The following is an 18,870-nucleotide window of genomic DNA, read 5'->3' as shown; positions in this document are numbered from 1 at the left end:
GTGGGATTGCCGGGGGTGAGGGGGTGATCAGCGGGTCCGGCTCGGGCCGGGGAGCCCAGGAGGCACAGCGACCGGGGCGCCGACGGACGTCTGCTGCGCCGGGGTTGTTGCCGCGACATACATGTGGCGACGGGTGTGGAACGGGACGTCCTTCACCGCACGGCTCACCGGCTCCGTGGAGACCAGGGAGGCGGTGAAGGCGGCGGCCAGCGTGGTGGGCGTGCCGTAGGAGAACCGTGCGCGCCAGTAGGGCTCGCTCGGGTATCCGCCCCAGGCCGACCAGGTGGGCGAGTCGGCACCGGTGATGGCGTAGCGGTGCCGTACGACGCCGAGGGACTCGGGGCCGCGGAAGAACTGGGTGCCGTCGGTCTTAATCTGATGGCTCCAGCCGCGGGCGAGGAGCAGTGTGTACGCCTCCTGCGCTGGGGTGTTGTCCTGTAGCAGTCGGCCCTGGCCGCTCTGGCGGTCTTCGAGGTAGAGGTCGACCAGCTCGCTGTGGAAGTCGTGCAGCAGCTCGACGGGGGTGGCGGCATCGAAGGTGACCTGCCAGGCCGCAGGGCCGAACGGGGCGCGATTGGCGGTGACCGTCCACTTCCCCTTACGCGGGCTGTCGGCGTCGAGGGCCCGGCTGGCGACCAGTCCAGGGGCTGGTGGCGAGGGCTGCTCCGTCGTCGGCTTGGTGCACGGACTAGTCCTCGGGGAAGGGCCAGACCGTAGTGAGATCGACGGATCCGGGACCGGCCAGGTGACGGGGCAGGACCTTCACCTGCTGATCGGGGTCGAGGTTGGTGAAGGGGTCGGTCGACATGCGCGGGTCCTCAGCGGCGGCGGGCGGGCAGGGCGGCACCGGCCACGGCCGGTGGGAGTGTGGTGGTGCTCCAGCGGGGGACGCTGCGCGTGCCGAGCGCGGGCGGGCGGCGACGGGCAGCGACGGTCTGCTGGACGTCGACCGGGGTGGGCGCGGGAGGCTTCGGTGGCTCGACGGGGGTGAGCTGGGCGAGTTGGGCGAGCCGGGGGCTCAGGTCCGCCTGGTAGCGGGCGATGGGGGCCGGTGCGACGAAGGAGGCGGCCATGGCGGCGATCAGGTGCTTCGGGGTGCGTGCGGTGAAGTTCGCCTCCGCGCGGAAGACCCTGCGTTTGTCAGGTCCGGCCCACAGCGTCACCACTTCGGCATCGGGATCGCTGCTGACGACGTCGATGCTCGCGCCGGCCATCTGGTCCGGGGAGACGATTTCGACCAAGCCGTAGGCGACCGGACTGCGTTCCCAGCCCGCGTCGAGCAGCGGCTGGACCGCGTCGGTCCAGTAGTACGAGCGGTTCGCCAGGAAGCTGTCGCTGTCCTCATCCCACTCGTCGGCCAGGGCATGGACGAAGTCGCGGACGATCTCGGGCGGCATCTTGTCGCTGATGCTCGCCGTCCAGCGGGATGCGGAGACGGCGTCCTCGGCGACGCTGATCTTCCACACATCGAAGTCGTCGCCGAACCAGCCGACCTTGATGCGGTGGTCTGGGGAGGTGATGAGGAGCTGGCACGGTCTGTCGCCCAGGTCGTGGTGTGGCCACTCTTTGACGGACTCAAAGCGCATGGGGTCGACATGGCCGAGGCCAGCGAGATAGCGCGGGGAGACGTAGACATCTCCCTCGATCGGGGTGGGATCGGTCATCGGAACATCCGTCGGGGTCGGGGGAGGTCAGCGGGCGGCTGCCGGGCGCACCGTGGGCGTGGCTGGCCTCGGCAGGGCAGGGGTCGTGGACAGGTGCGGTGGCGCCGGGGAGGGGGCGAGTTCGGCCAGGACCTGGCGCTTGAGTGCGCCGCGCTGGCCGGCGTTCAGGACGGACACATCCAGGCGTCCGGGGCTGGCCTCGAAGGGACGCAGCCGATGGCGGATGTGGTCGTAGTCGGGGGGGTGTTCGTCGGCCAGGCGGTGCAGGGCTTGGCCGAAGACGCCGCGGTGGGCGGCGTGGTCGGGTTCGTCCTGTTCGCGCTGGGTGATGGTCTGGGCGTACTGGCGGGCGACGCGGGTGTTCTCGGCGGTGCGCAGGTGGACGGCGACGAGGAACCGGCGGGCGTTGAGGACGGCGAAGGCGGCCTGGCGCGGCAGGGCGTCCAAGTCGCTGGTGAGCGGGCCGAGCTCCGTGGCGCTGGTGGCCCCGGCGAGCGGCGCGGTCATCTCGGCCAGTTCGTCCAGCGCGGCGCGCCAGCGGCGCAGCAGGAGCGGGTGACGCAGTTCGATGGTGCGCTCGTCCTGCTCGCGCGCATCGGCGGCGACGGTGTTACGGAAGGCGAGGGGGCTCTTGGCGAGCAAGCCGTGGACGGCCGTGGTCATGGTGGCGAAGAGCAGGCCCTCGCTCGCACCCCGCTCGATGGCGTCGAACACGTCGGCCGGAGCGGGCCGTTGGGCGGTGGCTCAAGCTGGGCCGCGGCGTATTCCTGGGCGAGGAGCTGCTCGAAGCGGTCGGGGAAGGCGCTGCGTAGCCAGAGGCGGGCCGTGGCGGCGGAGTCGGTGTCCACCTGATGTCCGGTGGAGGCGTGGTGTTCGGTGCGGCGCCGGTCGGCTTCCTCGACGCGGGCCTGGGCCAGGGCGGTACGGATTTGCTGGAGTTGACGCAGGGTGCGCTCGGCCCGCGGGTCGCCGGTCCACGTCATGCGTTCGGAAGCGACCTGTATCTCGCCCTCGGCCCAGCGCAGCGCGTCGACGAGGTCGTCACGGAAGTGCGGTCCGTGCAGCAGTTTGCGGGAGCTGCGGGGCAGGTGCCCGGTCGCGTCCGCGATGGCGGCCGTGACCAGGTTGCGGAAGCTGTCCTGCAGGAGCGGCTGGAGTGTCGCGGCGCCCAGGTGAGCAACGTCGTTCAGACGCAGCGAGCGCCGCTCGGGCGGTGCGGTGTGGGAGGGCTGAGGCATGGTGGTGGTTCCTGTTCAGCGGGCAGGGCACGGCGAACGTCGTGAAGGGGCAGGAGGAGCGCGCGAGTTACGCGACGGACGCGGACGGCAAGGGTTCGACGGCGAGGGTCAGGCGCCCGAGGGCCTCGTCGGCGCGGGCCTGGGCGGTCTCGGCCGTGGGCCCGGTGGTGATCAGGAATCCAGCGCGGGCGCTGAACATGTCGCCGGCGGGCGCCAGGATGACCGTGTCGCCGACCGTGCGCTGGAAAGTGATCTGCTCCAGCCACGGGGTGCGGGCGGCGAAGCTGGCGTCGAGGTGGCAGTGGGTGAGGGTGCCGGAGGCGCTCGGGTACAGCAGCCGGATCGCGGCGGCGCCGCGGCGGGTGCGGGTGAGGTCGGGGGCCTGGTCGCAGGCGGTGTCGGCGGCGGCGCGGGCCAGGTCCACGCCGGTGGCGAGCTGGACGAGGTGGCCGATCATGTCGCCGCCGATGCGGGCGTTGACCTCGATCAGGCGGGGGCGGTCGTTCACGAGGCGCATCTCGACGTGGCTCACGCCGTCGGTGATGCCGAGCGCCTTGATGGCGGCGGTGGCGACGGGCGCGACCTGGTCGAGCAGGGGGTCGGCGGCGTCGACGCTGTGGGCGACTTCCTCGAAGAACGGCGCCTGGCCGAGGGTCTTGCGGGTGACGGCCACGGCGGTGGTGTGGCCGCGGTGGGTGACGCACTCGACGGAGACCTCGGGTCCGTCGAGGTACTCCTCCACCAGGACGTTGGTGCTTTCCATGCCGTCGCGGGCGCCTGCGGCGGCGAACGCGAAGCCGCCGGGGAGTTCTTCGGCGCGGTCGACGCGGATGACGCCGATGCTGCCCGCGCGGGCGGCGGGCTTGAGCACGACCGGGTAGCCGATCGTTTCGGCGGCGAGTGCTGCCTCCAGCAGGGAGCGGGCGGTCATGGATTCGGCCGAGGGCACACCGTGGCGGGCGAACAGGGTGCGGGCGGTGGCCTTGTTGCGGGCGGCCTCCATCACCTCGGGGCCGTTCGTCGACAGGCCGAGGCGCCGTGCCAGGCGCGCGGTCTGGACGAGATACCACTCGGTCCACGTCGTCACCCCGGACAGTTCGTGCCGCTCGGCCAGGGCCTGTCCTGCGGCGGCCAGCGCCTGGGCGTCGTCGGGATCGGCGATCTCGAAGTCGGCGATGAACTCCCGCTCCCAGGTGGGCGCGGCGGGAGTGATCAGGACGACGTCGTACCGGGTGGCGACGGCTTCGAGGCAGTATCCGCGGTATGCCTCGGCCTCCGGATCGGCGGTGGAAACGACAAGGATGGTGGGCGAACCCGGGGAGTTGCGCTTGGCGCAAGATCCGTTGGAATGCGAACTGGGGACCTGCAGCATTAGGCCACCGTCCTCCCTATCAAGTAGAGGGCTGATGGCCTGCCCCTTTGAGGGCAGGCGTGCATTTGATGCATGATTCGTGCACCCAGCGGCGGGGAGGGTGCGCGTCGACTACGAAGTTGGGCGAGGGCTCAACGCGTCTGGCACTGCTCGACAGCGATTCGCTGCTGCATCCCGAAGGCGCCTTCGCCGAGGCGATGTCGGGGGGATTCGGATCCGGGGCGCGGGGACCTCGTCCGCCATTGACCGGCCCCGTCTACGCTCGACCATCGGTTGATCGCATGAAGGTGGGGGCCGTGGATCAAGGGTGGGCAGCAATCATCGGAGCCGCGGTCGGCGCAGCCACTACCGGCGGCACGGCATGGGCATCGACGAAGCTGCACCGACGCCAGATTCGGCGCGAGGATTACCTGGCCTTCCTAGACGCCACGACACGCGTCGAAGTCGCGCACGCCAAGCTCGTAGCGCGCTTCGCCAACGAGCGGTGGCCGCTTGACACTCCCTTGGACGCGGCGGAGATCGACCAGTACATCGTCGACCTGAAGTCGGCCGTGTCGACCGTCCGGCAGACGCTCCCCCGCGTCTACCTGGCGGGCGTGAGACGGGTCATGGGGCACGCGAGCTACGTGTACGCCGCAGTGCTGTTGGTCGAAGCATTGGCCGAGATGTGCAGGAGAGAACACATGACGAGTGCGCTACCCGGTGTCCTCAAGGCGGACTACCGGAAGGCGAGTCGCGACCTGGAAAAAGGGATGTACGGGTTCGCTCGCGCGGCCCGCGGGAAGGTCTGAGTGCCCCTCAATATGCTCGAACGCCCCTGCGCAGACAGACAGGATCGCTCCACAGGGCGGAGGCATTCCCCAGCTTGCGATAGCCGAACGTACCTACAAAGGACTCTCCAAGAGGCAGCAGATAAGGGGCAGTTCAGGCACAGCGATGTCGGTTCAGGGGGTCCGGCGGCGGCGCAGCTCGAAGGCGGAGGCCCATTCGGGGTGATCCGCGACCAGCTGCCGCGCATACAGCGCGGTGTAGTTGTTGTTGAGCCCGCGCAGCCCCTGCGGGAGTCGCCAGCGCAGGGCCTCGAACAGTTCCTTCAGCCCGATGCGGGTGGCTCCGGCGGCCAGCCGTTCGGCCGTCAGCCTTTCCAAGGCCCGGTAGACGTAGGGGTGCGCGGCGTCGCAGGCGAGGAACTGGTCGGTGATGGTGGGCCTGGATCCCGCGCGGGAGGAGGGGCGGGCGACCGGTATGACGGCCTGGGCGGCGGCGGGCGTGGGCATCGGGTGGATCTCCAGGGCGAAAGGGCAGAAGGGCAGGGGGTGTCAGGCGAGACGGGCGTGAAGGCCGGGGAGGGTGCGCAGGCGTACGAAGGCGAGGCCCAGGCCCAGGGCCTGCAGCACCGCGCAGGCGGTGATCACATGGCCGAGCAGGGTGGGCGGCACCGTGGCGACCAGGACGCCGGCCAGCGGGAACGGGATCAGGAGCAGCAGGATCGTCAGGGAGAGGGTGGCGCCGAACACCTGCTGCGGGATGAGGTGGGAGCGCAGGGTGCGCAGCACCACCGTCATGCCGCCCTCGCCGGCCATGAGCACCGCGATCAGCACGAGGTAGGCGGTGTAGGTGTGGGTGAGGGAGACGGCCAGGCATCCGCAGGCCGCGACGGTGGCGGAGAGCGCGCCGACGGGCCACAGGCCCCAGCGGTCGATCGCGCGGCGGCACACCGCGACCGTGATCAGGGAGGCGACGGCGGCCACCGACCAGATCAGGCCCACGTCCGCGCTGGAGTGTCCGAACTCCTTCACCACGATCACGGGGGCCGCGGCCTGGAGCAGACCGATGGCGAGGTTGGACAGGGTCAGTCCGCAGACCAGCCAGCCCAACGCGGGCAGCGAGCGCAGCGTTGTCCATCCGGTGCGCAGCCCCGCAAGGACCGGCTCCGGCGTCTCGGTGCTGGTGGCGTGCTGCCGAGGGGCGAGGGCGGACGCCAGGAGGGAGAAGACGGCGATCGTGACCAGCATCTCGGCCGCCCCGGCCCGTTCCAGCAGCAGTCCGGCGATGGCGGGTCCGGCCAGGGTGCCGACCTGGTCGATGCCCAGGAGCACCGACTGCACACGGTGGGCGCGCTCGCCGGCCTGGCGGCTGGCGACGCCGCCCGCCGTCTCGGCGGCGATGTACGAGAACTCCGTGAGCACGCCGGTCGAGGCGGCGAGCAGCATGACGGCGACCGTGGTGGGCAGCCCGGCCTCCAGCTGCGGCAAGGCGAGGGCGGCGGCCACGACCACCGCGGCCCGCAGCGCCGAGGCCGTGCGGAGAACGCGGGTGGTGCCGTGGCGGTCGACCATCGCTCCGGCGACGGCGAACGCGCCCAGGCGCGGCACCCACTCCAGAGCGAACGCCACCCCGGTCAGGGATGCGGAGTTGGTGGTGGCGAGCACCAGCAGCGGGATCCCGTACGTCGTCATCGCGAAGGCCCCGGCGTCCATGCTGCGGGGCAGGTAGATACCGCGCAGCAGGGTGGGGACCGGCCGGCGGGCATGCCGGGGTCCGACACGGGATCTCACGCAGCGGGCTCCCACTCATCCGGCGCGAGGGAGGAGTGGAGGGCCGTGTGGTGCAGGACGTACGCATGCGACTGGAGCCAGGCGGCCAGTACGCTCCGCGGGCCGTCGAGGGCGGCGATGGCCTCACGGTCGAGGACTGCTCCCCCGGGGACGACCATCCCGCTCGATTCGCCGATGCGGTCGGCGCCTTGCGCGAGAGCCGGAGCGTGGCCGAGCAGGTCGAGGGTGCGCTGGACCCGGGTGACGAAATCGCAGGTTGCCGTGGGGAATTGGTGGGCGCGCGCCCAGCGGGCGGCCGTGTCGTACACCTCGGCCAGCTCCTCGCCGCTGTCGGTGAGCCGGTAGCGGACTCGTTCGTGCTCATCGCCGTAGACGAGGCCGAACTCGCGCGCCCGGTCGATGGCGTGGCGCAGTTGGGGCGCACTCAGGTCGTCAAAGGTGCTCTGCAGGCTGCCGCGGCGGCGGCTGATGGGGCCGTGATCGTCGATCTCGGTGACCAGGCGGATCAGTCCGGGCAGCGTCAGCGCCCTGATCGCCCGGCGCGCCTGCGGGTGTTCGGCAGTGGTGAGGCGGGTCATCGGCGCGGCCCCCCTGCCTGCGGGAGGGCTATGGGGCGTACCGGTATCTGGTGCGAGAACAGGTCGCCGCCCTTCCAGGCCGCGGCCGACGTGGCCGGGGGCTGGGTGGACAGGGCCGGGGATGCCGCGGTGGGCACGGGAGTGGCGGGTGCCGGTATGCGGGGCTGGGTGGTCAGCCACGGTCCGGACTTCGTCTGCTGCGCCGCCGGGGCCTGGCCCCACAGGGGATGGGTGTCAGCTTCGGCGAGCGGGCGCCCCTTGGCCCAGGCGCTCAGAGCCCGGTAGACGGGAGCGAGCGCGCGGCCGTTGGCGGTCAGCTCGTAGGCGCGGCCGTCCTTGCGGACCAGGCCGTCCGCGACCAGGCGGTCCACCTGGGGATAGATGTTGCTGAGCCGGTAGCCCGGCATCGCCGCGGCGGACAGCGCCTTTGCGCTGGAGGCGCCGCGGTCCTTGAGCGCCCACAGGATCGGTGTGGCGTGACGGGAGCCGATCAGCGCGAGGGTGTCTTCAATGTTCTGCGCGGGCGCGACCGTGGCGAGCGGCTCCAGCCTCCCGGTGTCCTTGTTCTTCACCAGAGGCTTTTCCAGGTGCGTCTCGCCCCAGGCGGCGATCACGGTCAGGACGGGCAGCAGATCGGCGCCCCGTCCGGTCAGGCCGTAGGTGACGTGGCCCTGGGTGACTTCGGTGCGCTCGACCAGCCCGGCGTCGGCGAGGCGGCGCAGCTTGGGGTTAAGCGTGCCGTCGTTGAGCCAGGGCAGGCGCGGCTTGATCTCGGCGTAGCGCAGGGGCTGGGTGGACAGGGTCATCAGGATCCACACGCTCCACAGCGGGGTGATCATCTCCAGCGACTCGGTGACGCGGGCGACGTCGACCTGGGTGGAGCGGGGCAGACCGGTGGTGGCCAAGGGGGTAACTCCTAGGGCGGGGCGGGCGGATCAGCGGGTGTGGGTGGCAGCGGGCGCCGCAGCGGAGGCCGGTACGGCAGGGGCCGCCGCCGGCGGGGATGGTGTGGCGGGGACGCGGTGCAGGCCGGCGAGGACGGCGCTGACGGTCTTGGCGTGGGCGTCCCGGGTGGCGACGGATTCGGCGATCCGGCGGGCGCAGTCGAGCAGGTGGCCTGCTTCGCCCCTGCCGATCTCCCGTTCTGGGTGGGCCAGTTCACGCAGTCGCTGGAGCTGGAAGGTGATGTTGCGCTCGGCGAGCTGCAGATCGGTGTGGCTGCTCGTCAGGGCGGCGAGCATGGTGCCGGTCGGGTTGGTGTCGGCGTGGGCTTCGAGTGCGGCTATCGGCTGGCCGTACAGGTCCTCGATGCGTTCGGCGATGGTCTGGGAGGTGGTGTGGGAGGTGGTGTGGGGCAATCGGGGCTTTCACGGTCGGCGGGCCCGCACCGCCCCGGCACGAAGGGGTGCCGGGGCGGGCGGGAGCGTGGTGGTGAGCCTGGGATGGGCGAGCTGCACCGGCCGCTCGGGGCGTACTCCGGGCGGCGGCATGGTGCGCAGCAACTCGCCGAGCGCGGTGGCGTATCCGTCGCGGGCGGACAGGGCCGCCTCCATCCACTGCGCGTCGAACCGCAGGTCGTCGGCAGACAGTTCGCCCATGTCCCGGTCGGCGGCAGTGGCGTCGTGGATGCGGTCGCGGACCCGGGCGACCTGTTCCTCGGCCACCGCCAGCCAGGAGCGCAGCTCCAGGGCACGCGTCAGGGCGGCGGACGCCTCTCGGGTGTCGGCCTGCGCGTACAGCTCGCTCAGCGAGGCGCCGAAGGCTTGGGCCAGTGGCTCGTCCTGGCTGGTGGGCTTGTGCACGACGCTCACCGCACCGCTCCTCGCACCGGGACGGACGGTGCGGGCGCGCTCGGCGCCGGTGCGGTCTGCAGGGCCGAGCTGCGGTGGGGGGCTGCTTCGGCTCCGCGCCAGGCTCCCGGGCCCTTGCGGCCCAGGGAGTTCGGGTCGGTGTAGTGGCGTACGACCATCGCCCGCCCGTCGCGCACCGCCACGGCGGCATTGACCTGGTGGGCTAGCGCCATGATCGGGTCGTCCAGGGCGCCGCCGGGGGCGTTGTCGAGGGCCGCGACGAGGGCGTCCTCGGCCTTCTCCAGTACCTCTTGGGCCTCGGTGAGCATTCCGTACCACTTCACGACGACGGTCGCGTCGTTGTTGCCTTGCGGGGCTGCGGCCACCGCCCGGCGCAGGTCGGCCAGCGGCATCTGGAAGCGGTCCTCGATCTGCTGGGTGATGACGCCCATCACGTCGTCGGCGTCGTCGGGCACGGCACGGCTCCTTTCCTTGGAAATGCGTGGGCGGGGTGCGCTTCGCTGTTCAGCGGCGAAGCGCGGGGAAATGTGCTGTCGGTTCGGTGAATTCGCTTGGCCGGGACAGCGACTGGGCCGGTGCTGCGCTCGCGGACGTGGCACCGACGAGCGGCAGGGCGCGGGCGCCGAAAGCGGCGGCAGAGACGGCTATGCGGGGTGAGCGCATGAGGAATTGGCCTCCGGGAAAGAGAGAAGGGAACGCAGGAACTCACCCGCCGCTGACGCCGGGTGGGTCGGGTTCAAGAGTCCGGAGAATCCCCGGTTTTGTTAACCGGGGATGTGCTGCTATGTTTCGCCCTCGCCGGCGCCAGCGCCTCACGGATTCACCCCGATGGAAATCCAGAGGCGACGCGAATTCGCCTTAGCCGTCAGCGAGTTGGGCCCGTACGCGGCGCGGGAGCCGCAGGAAGGCCGGGCCTCGCGGACGGTGCGCTGTGCCGGGTCGCTGTCTGGGCGGTCGGCAGGGGGACGTCGTCGCCGGACCAGTGGGCCTGCCACCAGGCGGTGGCCTGCTCGTAGGTCGAAAAGCCGCCTTCTCGCAGGGTGTGCGTCCAGTGCTCCGTGTCGACCTCTTCCAGCAGCACCCGGAAGCGCAGCGGCGCTTTGTCGTCGATGGCGGCCAGGAGCACCGTGATCTGCATGCGGTCCGGGTCGTCCGAGGTGTAGCTGGTGACGATCTCGAAGTGGTCGCCGTCGGAGGTGAGGCGGTCCTCCAGTGCTGTGGTGGCCTCGTCGGCGGCGTCGGTGCCCATGTCCGGGCGCAGGCGGATGGCGCCCTTCGGGCAGCCGCGGGCGATCAGCCAGCTCTGCGCCATGGGCACCAAGGGCAGCTGGTCGTACTGGAAGCGGAAGGTGCGGGCCTGAACGTCGCGCTGCAGGTGGAGGGCCACAAGCTGCGGCTCGCCGGGGATGCCCCAGGTCACCGCGCCGTTGTGCAGGACGTAGTAGCTGTGCCGCTGATCATCGGTGTGGTGCTCGGCGAGCACGGTGAGGTCAGTGGCTTCGATGTCGATGTGCTGCCAGAACTGCTCGGCGACACGGTCGTTGACGGCGTCGTAACCATCGAGGCGGAAGTCCGGGGATGAGGGCATAGGGGCTTTCGGGGACGGGCGCGCGGGGCGGTGCGGGTTTCAGCGGCGGGCAGGGGTGACAGCGGGCCAGGTGCCGGGCCTGGGGACGGGGACAGCGCCGGGTGCCTTGGGTGAGCGCGGGGCGATCAGAGCCGCGCGCCCGGTGTCGGTCAGGGTGACGGGCTGGCCTGCCGTGACCGGGTGGGAGGTGTCGCGCACCACCAGGCGGTCCTCTTCGAGGCGTTGCAGCTGGCTGTAGGGGATACGGGTGCCGGAGGCGGTGACGACGTACAACTGCTGTGTCAGCAGGTTCTGGTGGAGCTTGGCGCCCTGGGTGATGGCGAGCAGCGCCGCGATGTCGGGCGCGGGCAGGTCCGGCACGTCGCGGGGAGCCTTGTCCCGGGCGGCGGCTTCGACGGGCTCGAGCGCAGTGATGGCCTGGGCCTGCCGCTGGTCCCGGGTGCGGGCCGCGTCCTCCAGCAGGCCGAGGGTCCGGTCGATGCGCTCGAACAGCGAGCCATCGACCGGGTACTCACCGGAGGAGAGGCTGTTGAGCTGGGACCGGTAGAAGGTCACGTTGGTCTCGGCCTGGACGAGGGACCGGTGGGCGTCAACCAGGTGGGTGTGCGGTTCGTCGAGCAGGTCGCGGTCGCGGTGCTGCCACAGCCGGTCGATGCTGTGGCCCACGGCGGCCTCGATGCGGTGATCAAGCTGGGTCAGAGCCTTCTTGACCGGAGCGTTGCGGGGCATGGAGAAGTTCCTTGGGGTGGGGCGAGGGCCGGTGCGCGAGGCCGCTCACGCCGAGGTGCAGGCGCAGGGCGAGGTGCGATCCGTGCCGCGTTTCGCGGACGGGGCCAAGACGCCGGAGCAGGCCGAGCATCGGGCGGTTGGATGCCTCGGTGTAGGTGCTCAGGGTGTGGGCGCCCCGGGCGTGGGCGTATTGAGCGGCGTGCCGGGCCAGCACGGTGCCGATACCCCGACGCTGGTGGGCATCGGCGACTTGGAGCCCGAGGTCGAAGACGCCCGATTCCCGGCTGACGGGACCGGCACAGACCAGCGCGAGCGGCTCGTCGCCCGCGCCGAGCCCCAGCCAGCAGTCGGCATGCGCCAGCAGCTGGCCAAGGGTGCGGTGCGGCAGGTGCGTACGACCCCAGCGGCACAGCAAGTGCGCGGAGGAACAGCGCTGGTGGAAGGCGTCGACGAGCGGGAAGTCCTCGACCTTTACGCGACGCAGGACCGTGAGGGCGGGGTGCCTCAGCAGGAGCAGTCGGGCAGCGCGGCCTCAAGGGAGCTGAGCAGGTATCCCTTGAGCTGGTGGGTGCCGAAGCGGACGTTGCGGGGCCGCGCGCCGTAAGGGCCCAGGAGACGGCTCAGGCGCAGTGGCGTGAGTTCGGCGTACGACCAGCGGCTCTCCGTCATACCGGGCAACTGGCGGAGGCGGTCGGTGAGATCGGCCGAGGATATGGCTTCCGGATTGCCGTGAGCGGCGAAGATGTCGAGACACGCGTGGACGATCGTGTGCTCGGCGTACGGGCAGGAGCGGCAGTCCGCCTCGTCTTCAGCGGTGTCCTGTTCGCCGTCGCCGCCGACGGGGGCGCAGCAGCACTGGATGCTCAGCAGGCGGGTCAGCTCGGCGCCGGCCAGCACGCGCAGGATGAGGGCGTCAGTGAGCTGCTCCAGCTGCTCGTGGGTGTCGGCGAGGCAGCCGGTCGGCTCACCGCCGGCCACGGCGAGGAGCTGCGCGTCCAGCTGCTGAACTCGGCGGTAGGTGTCGACAATTGCCCGGTGGTGCGGGTCCTCCTGCGGGATGTCGAGTCCGGCGAGGGCGGCCGTGAGGTCGTCGAGGCCGGAGGGGAAGTGGGTCGTCAAAGAGTGCGGTCCTTCGGAGTCGGGGACAGGGCGGGGCGGGGAAGACCAGGCACCGCGTACGGCGGCGGGCCCGGCTTGGGGACTTCGCGGCGCGCCTCCAGCTGCGGAGAGCGGGAGCGGGCGGCGTGGGCGAGCGCGCTCACCGGGCGGCGCGTGATGCCCAGGCGTTTGCGGGCGACGTTGTACACCTCGTGGCGGTCGCGCCGGCGTACGGCCACCACATGGATCTCGGTGCGGTGCGCCGAGGAGGGCGGGGCCGGGCGCTGGGCGTAGACGACGCGCCAGGCTTTGCGGCTGTCGACGTACAGCTTGCGGTAGTCGGCGAGTTCGCCGATCAGCTTGGGGCCGAACTGCTTGGCGTTGACGACGTCCTGGAGCTGGGCGAGGGCCAGGTCGCGGATGTCGCCAGGGGCCGCCAGGAGGTCGGTCAGGGCGCGCGGGTCGAAGGAGAGGCCGAAGGCGGGCCGGTGCTCGGGCCCACTCATGCGGCCTGGTCCGGCTCACCGGGCTCCGGCCGGTCCGCGGAGGCCGAGCGTGCGGAGCGGGTGGGGCCGGGCAGCAGGCGGTGCGCGTCGCGGTCGGGGTCGGTCTGGCAGGCCGAGAGCGGTCCGCCCGCAGCGCGAACATGGGCCAGGCAGTGGGTGAGGAAGTCGCGGTGCCACACGAACATCCCGGACGGCCCGGCTTCGGGGTCTTTGTGCTGCTGGTAGGCCATCCACAGGGCGTGGAGCCAGGCGACGACGTCGTCGTGCTCCTGCCACTGCTTACACCATGGGGCCGCGGTGGTGACCTCAGCTCCGTAGATGCGGATGAGGTAGTCGTCGACCCAGTCGGTGAGCGCGTCCAGCTCGTCCTCGTACTCCTCGCCCTCCAGTTCCAGGATCGGGCGCGGCTCGGGCGCCGCCTGGATCGGCGCTCCGGGCATCCCGGGAAGGCTGGGCATGCCGAACGCCGCGAAGGGCGAGGGGTCCGGAGGTGCGGAGAGGCTGTCGAGCTGCCGGGCCTGCTCGGCCTGCTGTTCCATGAGCTTGCGGACGCTGGCCTCGACGCTCTCCAGATTCGAGTCCGGCAGCCGGACAGGTTCCATCTCCCCGTCGTCGGGGAGGTCTATGGATTCGGGCACGAAATGGGTCTCCTTGAAGCCGCGGCCGATGGCGTGCGAATGACGGCTCCACGATCCAGAGAATCCCCGGTTTCGCTAACCGGGGATCCGGTGCTATAACGCATCGCGCGGCACGGGGGAAAGACGGGCCAGCAGTCCGCTCTCGCCCCGTGCCGGGCAGCGCGAGGTTCCTAGGCGGACAGGACGAAGTCGTCCTGGGACAAGGTCTGTTGCACGGTCTCGGTCAGCCGGTCGGCGGCCACCTCGGCGTACTCGCGGGTCTTCTCCACCCCGATGAACGAGCGCCCCTCCAGCAGCGCCGCAACGCCGGTAGAGCCGGATCCGGCGGTGAAGTCCAGGACCGTCCCCTGCTCCGGGCAGATCTTCACCAGCTCCCGCATCACCTCCACCGGCTTCTGCGTGATGTGCTGGCGGTTCTTGCCCGAGGGCTGCGATGCGGAGTAGAGGCCGGGCAAGTAGACCGGGTTCCGGGAGCCGTCGATGGCGCCCTTCGAGCCCCAGATGATGAATTCACAGTTCTGGGTGAAACGGCCCTTCTGCGGCCTGGCCTGCGGTTTGTGCCAGGCCAGCACGCCGCGCCACAGCCAGCCGGCGGCCTGCAGGGCGTCCGTCGTCGTCGGCATCTGGCGCCAGTCGGTGAACAGCAGCGCGGTGCCTCCCGGCTTCGTCAGCCGGTGCGCCTCGGTCATGATCTGGGTCAGCCAGAACCCGTAGCTGCGCTGATCCATGTTCTCGCCGGTGAAGTCCGGCAACGCGTGCTGCGCGTCCGCGGAGGTGTACTTCTGCTTCGCGCTGCGGCTGGTGCGCTCCTTGGCCGTCCGGCCGCCTGAGTTGTACGGCGGGTCGGTGATGACGGAGTCCACGCAGTGGTCCGGAAGTTCGGCGAGGACGCTCAGAGCGTCGCCCTGATGCAGGGAAAATGGCAAAGGGATACCCCAATTTGGTTCGGGTGAGGGTGGGCTGATTCACTCCGGCTCGCGCACAGCCCCCGGGCGGAACAGACGCGGGCATGACGATGCCCACGGTCCGCAATGCGGGGTGCGAGGGGAGGAGCCATCAATGTAGGGCACGATTCCCGGTGGAGCGGTGCCGTTGGGCGAAATTCCCGTGGAATTGTTTTCTGACGGAGCGTTATTCTGCCGACCGGGGATCTGCGCTTACTGTTTTGGAGCCCGGCAGTTCCCGCCGACGGCTTTCCTCTCCGCCCGCCCTCACGAACCGAGGTCCCCCATGCCCGGCCCCACCTGAACCTGACCGACGCGCGCAGAGGCGAGGTGCAACTCGCCGCGTGCGTCGGGGCCCCGATTCATCCACCACCGGCCGCTGCGGCCTTCCTCAAGCACGCCCGCACGGCCGGGACTTCACCCCTCAAGGACGCCCTTGTGACAACTCCCTACCCTCCCCTGTCTGAATCCCCGCCGCCGGGAGGCGCACCGGATTGAAGGCGATAGCCGCCGGTATCGGCGTCGTCTTCCTCTCCCCCCTGCTGCTCGCCGGGACGGCCATGATGGTGGCCGCCGCCTCCAGCGAAGCCGCCGAAACCACCAGCGGGTTCAGCGGATGCCTGCATGACGTCGACACGGACGCCGTCACCAAGCAGGTGACCAAGATCCTCGACGGCGCGTCCGGCAAGGACGTGAAGGTCGAGGGCCTGTCCCTGCCCGCTGAACAGGTCCCCAATGCCCAGACCATCGTCGCCACCGGCCTCTCGCTCGATGTGCCCAAGCGCGGGCAGATCGTCGCGCTCGCCACCGCCATGCAGGAATCGCGGCTGCGCAACCTCGGCTCCGGCGACCGCGACTCGCTGGGCCTGTTCCAGCAGCGGCCCAGCCAGGGCTGGGGCACCGCCCAGCAGATCCGCGATCCGGTCTACGCCTCGGAGCGGTTCTACAAGGCGCTGGTGAAGGTCAAGGGCTGGGAGCAGATGACCGTCACCCAGGCCGCCCAGGCCGTGCAGAAGTCGGGCCTCCCGGACGCGTACGCGCAGTGGGAGCCGCTGGCCACCGCCCTGCAGAAAGCCATCGCCACCACCTTCCCCGGCGGCGGCAAGGACAAGCCCGCCAAGGACGGCGACAAGTCCAAGGACACCGAGTCCCCGGCCTCCGGCTGCGGTCCGGCCGAGGACGGCTCCTCCTACGGGCGCATCCCCGAGGGGAGCGTGCCCAAGGGCTATGCCATCCCTAAGGACGCCGATCCCAAGGCGCGCAAGGCCATCGACTGGGCGATGCACCAGCTCGGCACGATGTACCAGTGGGGCGGCAGCTGCACCGCCGCGCACGGCCCTGACCCGATGGGCCGCTGCGACTGCAGCTCACTCATGCAGCAGGCGTACGCCAAGGCCGGGATCAAGCTCACCCGCACCACGTACACCCAGGTCAACGAGGGCAAGGCCGTCTCGCACAGCAAGCTGCAGCCCGGCGACCTGATCTTCAGCCGCGGCAGCGCCCAACGCCCGGAGCACGTCGGGATGTTCATGGGTGCGGGTCTCGTGATCGAGGCCCCAAAGACTGGCAAACCGGTACGTATCACGCCTCTGAAGGACTGGGTGATTCTCGCCGTCCGCCGCGTCCTCTGACGCCGCCCGCCGCCCGAGTCCCCGCACCGCGCGGGTCAGGCCGGCCACTTCTCGGCGCCGCTCGCGCCATCCCCCCTTCATCTCTCCCCCCCCCTTTCGCCGGGCCGCAGTCGGCCTGCGCACGCAAGGAGCCCCGCCACACCCATGCCCATACCTCTCGCAGACCGCGTCATCCAGCTCGCCTACGACCCAGGCATCTCCCCCAAGGGCGGCGGCCTGCCCGGCCTCGGCGTCCTGAAGTCCGTCGTCAACAGCATCAACATGTTCGGGATCATCGCCGTCGTCGGGGCCCTTGCCGTCTCGCTCGGCGTGTGGGCCTGGGGGCACCACACCGGCGGCCACCAGGCCGAGGCCAACGGCAAGAAGGGCGCCGTCGTCGCCGCCGGCGCCGCGCTCGGCCTCGGCGCCGCCAACGGCATCGTCGCGTTCTTCAGCGCCCTGGGGTCGCAGGTCCACTGATGAAACGACTCCCCTCCCTCTCCCTGTCCTCCTACGGCGTCGGATGGTCGGCCAACCGCCGTGTCGCCAGCGTCGCGATCACCCTCACCGTCCTGCTGGCCCTGGCTGCCGCCGTCGCGTTCTTCACCGGCCGCGACAACGGCGGGCACTCCGACTCCGGTTCACCGTCCGCCGCCGGCAGCACCGCGCCCTCCGAGCGGGCACCGAAGCCAGGCACGGGCAGCGGGTCGGTACCCAAGCCGCCGCAGATCGCCGAGCCGGTCGCCTTCGCCAAGGCCGCAGCCCAGATGCTGTGGTCCTACGACACCCGGGACACCACCCGTGACCAGCAACTGGCTGGCATGCGCGCGTGGATGACCACGGAGACCAAGTACGCCGACTGGGCCTCGGTGAACGCCCAGGTGCCGGATCCAACCCTGTGGTCGCGCATGGCCGACAACGACCAGCACGCCAAGGCGACGGTCACCGAAGGCCACTTCCCCTCCGCGTTCAAGGCGGCCCTGGCCGAGGACCCCTCCGCGATCACCAAGGCGTACATCTACGTCGTCACCGTCAACGGCAAGCAGGAGATCGCCTGGAAGAAGGGCGGCGGCGGAGCCGAGGACCGCGCCGTGACCCTGGCCGTCCAGTGCCGCCCCAGCCACGACTGCACCCTGGCCGCCATCGCCCCGACCGTCACGCAGTGACCCGCGCCTGAGACACGAAAGGAGGCCAACTCCCCGTGGGTTTCTGTGATTACCCCCTGGCCGACAAGCTGTGCTCCATCGGCGGCGCCGCCAAGGGCGCTGTCGATTTCGCCAGCGATCCCGGCAAAGTCATCGGCGACTGGATGGCCAAATCTGCCGGTGAACTCGCCGCCGCATCAGCCGACTTGGCCGCGAAAGCAGTGAATACAACGACCAGGGTCGATCTGAACGCGACCTGGTTCCGCGACAACTACGCGATGATCTTGCCCATTGGCTTGGTCCTCTTGGTCGCCACCTTTTGCGCCCAACTCGTCCGGGCCGCGACAAAACGCGACGGCCAAGCGTTGACCCAAGCATTCACCGGCACAATGTCCGGCGTCCTGTTCGCGTTCTGCGCCATCGCGTTGACCACCGTGGCGATCGAAGTGGTCGACGCTCTGTCCGACGGCCTGTTCAAGGCATCACACCTGTCGATCGAATCCGCTGTGCGGCGCATGGTCAAGGTGAATCAGATACCTGGGCTGGCCGGGATGGGCTGGCTCGTCGCCGTCTTCGCCGCCATCGGAGCCGCCATCGGAGCCGTCCTTTACTGGTGCGTGATGATGGTCCGCAAGGTCGGCATCCTGGTCATGGTCACCCTGGCCGTGTTCGCCGGAGCCGGCGGCGGCTGGGAAGTCGCCCGCCGGTGGCGCCGCGGCTGGATCGAAGCCACCGCCACCCTGGTGGTCAGCAAATTGTTGATGACCGTCATTTTCGTGCTCGGGATCGCTGCGATGGGCAAGACCGAGGCCAAGGACGGCATCGGTGCGCTCGCCGACGTCATGTCCGGCATCGTGATCATGGTGTTGGTGTTGTTGTCTCCGTACGCCACCTTTAAATTCGTGCACTGGGCCGCTGAGGGCACGTCCGGCGAGGACATCCATCGCGCCGGTGGTGCCGGAGCTGCACTCGCCAAGCAGCACACCGAGCACGCCGGCCGCAAGGCCGCCGCGATGGCTGCCACTGCCGGAACCGGCGGCGCGGCAGCCGGAGCGGGCGCCGCCCCGCAGGGACCTGACTCGGTTCCCGGCGGCGGCTTCCCTGGCGACATCGCCGCAAATCCCACCGGCGGCAGCGGCCAGGAATCCGGCGGCTCCGGCGGCGGCCAGGGCATGAAGGACGGATTGGAGAAGGCCGTCCAGCCTCCGCCCACTAGCGCCACCGACGACACCAGCGGCCAGTTCGGCGGCGGTCCCGGCCAGGGCGGACCCGGCTCTGGCTCGGGCTCCCCGTCCGGCGGCGGGTTCATGTCCAACCCGGCGGGCTCGTCCACGCCTCCGCCGCAGGGCGCGCCCCCGGCCCCGAACTCCGCTTCCTCATCCGGTGCCAGC

At 70.7% G+C, this 18,870-nt stretch carries 24 protein-coding genes; 5 read left to right on the top strand and 19 right to left on the bottom strand.

Annotated features, from left to right (window positions below; genetic code table 11):
• Positions 1-27 precede the first annotated feature (27 nt).
• The 5 genes from ACFWY6_RS21165 to ACFWY6_RS21145 all read right to left on the bottom strand — a co-directional run bounded on the left by ACFWY6_RS21165 (position 28) and on the right by ACFWY6_RS21145 (position 4,205).
• Entirely contained in the window at positions 28-639 is a 612-nt protein-coding gene (locus tag ACFWY6_RS21165; RefSeq protein WP_384692551.1) for a DUF317 domain-containing protein, read from the bottom strand.
• Between the two features lie 179 nt (positions 640-818).
• Positions 819-1,664 carry a DUF317 domain-containing protein gene (locus ACFWY6_RS21160; RefSeq protein ID WP_384692516.1) on the bottom strand — a complete coding sequence of 282 codons (846 nt, stop codon included), beginning with the start codon at positions 1,662-1,664 and terminating at the stop codon, positions 819-821.
• 27 nt (positions 1,665-1,691) lie between these two features.
• A complete protein-coding gene (locus ACFWY6_RS21155; RefSeq protein ID WP_384692513.1) occupies positions 1,692-2,378 on the bottom strand; it encodes a hypothetical protein in 687 nt (228 codons plus the stop codon).
• Positions 2,324-2,902, bottom strand: coding sequence for a hypothetical protein (locus ACFWY6_RS21150; protein WP_384692510.1), 579 nt, complete (start codon positions 2,900-2,902; stop codon positions 2,324-2,326). The genes ACFWY6_RS21155 and ACFWY6_RS21150 overlap by 55 nt, the downstream gene beginning before the upstream one ends.
• 67 nt (positions 2,903-2,969) lie before the next feature.
• Positions 2,970-4,205 carry an ATP-grasp domain-containing protein gene (locus ACFWY6_RS21145; RefSeq protein ID WP_384692548.1) on the bottom strand — a complete coding sequence of 412 codons (1,236 nt, stop codon included), beginning with the start codon at positions 4,203-4,205 and terminating at the stop codon, positions 2,970-2,972.
• A 350-nt stretch (positions 4,206-4,555) separates the two neighbouring features.
• Here ACFWY6_RS21145 and ACFWY6_RS21140 point away from each other — a divergent pair, with 350 nt between their 5' ends.
• The gene (locus tag ACFWY6_RS21140) at positions 4,556-5,065 is read left to right on the top strand and encodes a hypothetical protein (protein WP_384692507.1); all 510 of its coding nucleotides are present in this window, start codon (positions 4,556-4,558) and stop codon (positions 5,063-5,065) included.
• 153 nt (positions 5,066-5,218) lie between these two features.
• Here the strand turns inward: ACFWY6_RS21140 and ACFWY6_RS21135 are convergent, their stop codons facing one another.
• From ACFWY6_RS21135 to ACFWY6_RS21070, 14 genes are all read right to left on the bottom strand, one after another.
• Positions 5,219-5,551: a hypothetical protein gene (locus tag ACFWY6_RS21135; protein ID WP_384692505.1), complete on the bottom strand. Its 333-nt coding sequence runs from the start codon at positions 5,549-5,551 to the stop codon at positions 5,219-5,221.
• A 42-nt stretch (positions 5,552-5,593) separates the two neighbouring features.
• Positions 5,594-6,832 carry an MFS transporter gene (locus ACFWY6_RS21130; protein WP_384692502.1) on the bottom strand — a complete coding sequence of 413 codons (1,239 nt, stop codon included), beginning with the start codon at positions 6,830-6,832 and terminating at the stop codon, positions 5,594-5,596.
• Positions 6,829-7,410 carry a hypothetical protein gene (locus tag ACFWY6_RS21125; RefSeq protein ID WP_384692499.1) on the bottom strand — a complete coding sequence of 194 codons (582 nt, stop codon included), beginning with the start codon at positions 7,408-7,410 and terminating at the stop codon, positions 6,829-6,831. The genes ACFWY6_RS21130 and ACFWY6_RS21125 overlap by 4 nt, the downstream gene beginning before the upstream one ends.
• Positions 7,407-8,315 carry a winged helix-turn-helix transcriptional regulator gene (locus ACFWY6_RS21120; RefSeq protein WP_384692497.1) on the bottom strand — a complete coding sequence of 303 codons (909 nt, stop codon included), beginning with the start codon at positions 8,313-8,315 and terminating at the stop codon, positions 7,407-7,409. Before ACFWY6_RS21120 ends, ACFWY6_RS21125 begins: the two co-directional genes overlap by 4 nt.
• Before the next feature lie 30 nt (positions 8,316-8,345).
• Positions 8,346-8,768: a hypothetical protein gene (locus ACFWY6_RS21115; RefSeq protein ID WP_384692495.1), complete on the bottom strand. Its 423-nt coding sequence runs from the start codon at positions 8,766-8,768 to the stop codon at positions 8,346-8,348.
• A gap of 9 nt (positions 8,769-8,777) precedes the next feature.
• The gene (locus ACFWY6_RS21110) at positions 8,778-9,221 is read right to left on the bottom strand and encodes a hypothetical protein (protein ID WP_384692492.1); all 444 of its coding nucleotides are present in this window, start codon (positions 9,219-9,221) and stop codon (positions 8,778-8,780) included.
• A complete protein-coding gene (locus ACFWY6_RS21105; protein WP_384692489.1) occupies positions 9,218-9,676 on the bottom strand; it encodes a hypothetical protein in 459 nt (152 codons plus the stop codon). The genes ACFWY6_RS21110 and ACFWY6_RS21105 overlap by 4 nt, the downstream gene beginning before the upstream one ends.
• Before the next feature lie 410 nt (positions 9,677-10,086).
• On the bottom strand, positions 10,087-10,809 hold the full coding sequence (locus ACFWY6_RS21100; RefSeq protein ID WP_384692487.1) for a hypothetical protein: 723 nt from the start codon (positions 10,807-10,809) through the stop codon (positions 10,087-10,089).
• Between the two features lie 39 nt (positions 10,810-10,848).
• Positions 10,849-11,538: a hypothetical protein gene (locus ACFWY6_RS21095; protein WP_384692484.1), complete on the bottom strand. Its 690-nt coding sequence runs from the start codon at positions 11,536-11,538 to the stop codon at positions 10,849-10,851.
• On the bottom strand, positions 11,495-11,953 hold the full coding sequence (locus ACFWY6_RS21090; protein WP_384692482.1) for a GNAT family N-acetyltransferase: 459 nt from the start codon (positions 11,951-11,953) through the stop codon (positions 11,495-11,497). Before ACFWY6_RS21090 ends, ACFWY6_RS21095 begins: the two co-directional genes overlap by 44 nt.
• 89 nt (positions 11,954-12,042) lie before the next feature.
• A complete protein-coding gene (locus tag ACFWY6_RS21085; protein WP_384692479.1) occupies positions 12,043-12,657 on the bottom strand; it encodes a DUF3631 domain-containing protein in 615 nt (204 codons plus the stop codon).
• Positions 12,654-13,142, bottom strand: coding sequence for a hypothetical protein (locus ACFWY6_RS21080; protein ID WP_384692476.1), 489 nt, complete (start codon positions 13,140-13,142; stop codon positions 12,654-12,656). The genes ACFWY6_RS21085 and ACFWY6_RS21080 overlap by 4 nt, the downstream gene beginning before the upstream one ends.
• Complete coding sequence (locus ACFWY6_RS21075; protein WP_384692545.1) at positions 13,139-13,744, bottom strand: DUF4913 domain-containing protein; 606 nt, start codon at positions 13,742-13,744, stop codon at positions 13,139-13,141. The genes ACFWY6_RS21080 and ACFWY6_RS21075 overlap by 4 nt, the downstream gene beginning before the upstream one ends.
• Positions 13,745-13,950: 206 nt before the next feature.
• A complete protein-coding gene (locus ACFWY6_RS21070; RefSeq protein WP_384692473.1) occupies positions 13,951-14,706 on the bottom strand; it encodes a DNA-methyltransferase in 756 nt (251 codons plus the stop codon).
• A 512-nt stretch (positions 14,707-15,218) separates the two neighbouring features.
• Here ACFWY6_RS21070 and ACFWY6_RS21065 point away from each other — a divergent pair.
• From ACFWY6_RS21065 to ACFWY6_RS21050, 4 genes are all read left to right on the top strand, one after another.
• The gene (locus ACFWY6_RS21065; RefSeq protein ID WP_384692471.1) at positions 15,219-16,355 is read left to right on the top strand and encodes a C40 family peptidase; all 1,137 of its coding nucleotides are present in this window, start codon (positions 15,219-15,221) and stop codon (positions 16,353-16,355) included.
• 144 nt (positions 16,356-16,499) lie between these two features.
• Positions 16,500-16,814 (top strand): DUF6112 family protein, encoded by a 315-nt coding sequence (locus tag ACFWY6_RS21060; protein WP_384692468.1) that lies wholly within the window; start codon positions 16,500-16,502, stop codon positions 16,812-16,814.
• Positions 16,811-17,500, top strand: a complete 690-nt coding sequence (locus ACFWY6_RS21055) for a hypothetical protein (RefSeq protein ID WP_384692544.1) — start codon at positions 16,811-16,813, stop codon at positions 17,498-17,500. Before ACFWY6_RS21060 ends, ACFWY6_RS21055 begins: the two co-directional genes overlap by 4 nt.
• A gap of 35 nt (positions 17,501-17,535) precedes the next feature.
• On the top strand, positions 17,536-18,870 hold a 1,335-nt coding region (locus ACFWY6_RS21050), incomplete at its 3' end, for an ATP-binding protein (protein ID WP_384692466.1).

Origin of the sequence: Streptomyces sp. NPDC059037 (genome assembly GCF_042740015.1) — a bacterium.
Lineage (GTDB): Bacteria > Actinomycetota > Actinomycetes > Streptomycetales > Streptomycetaceae > Streptomyces.
This window is presented reverse-complemented; position numbering and strand designations above follow the sequence as displayed.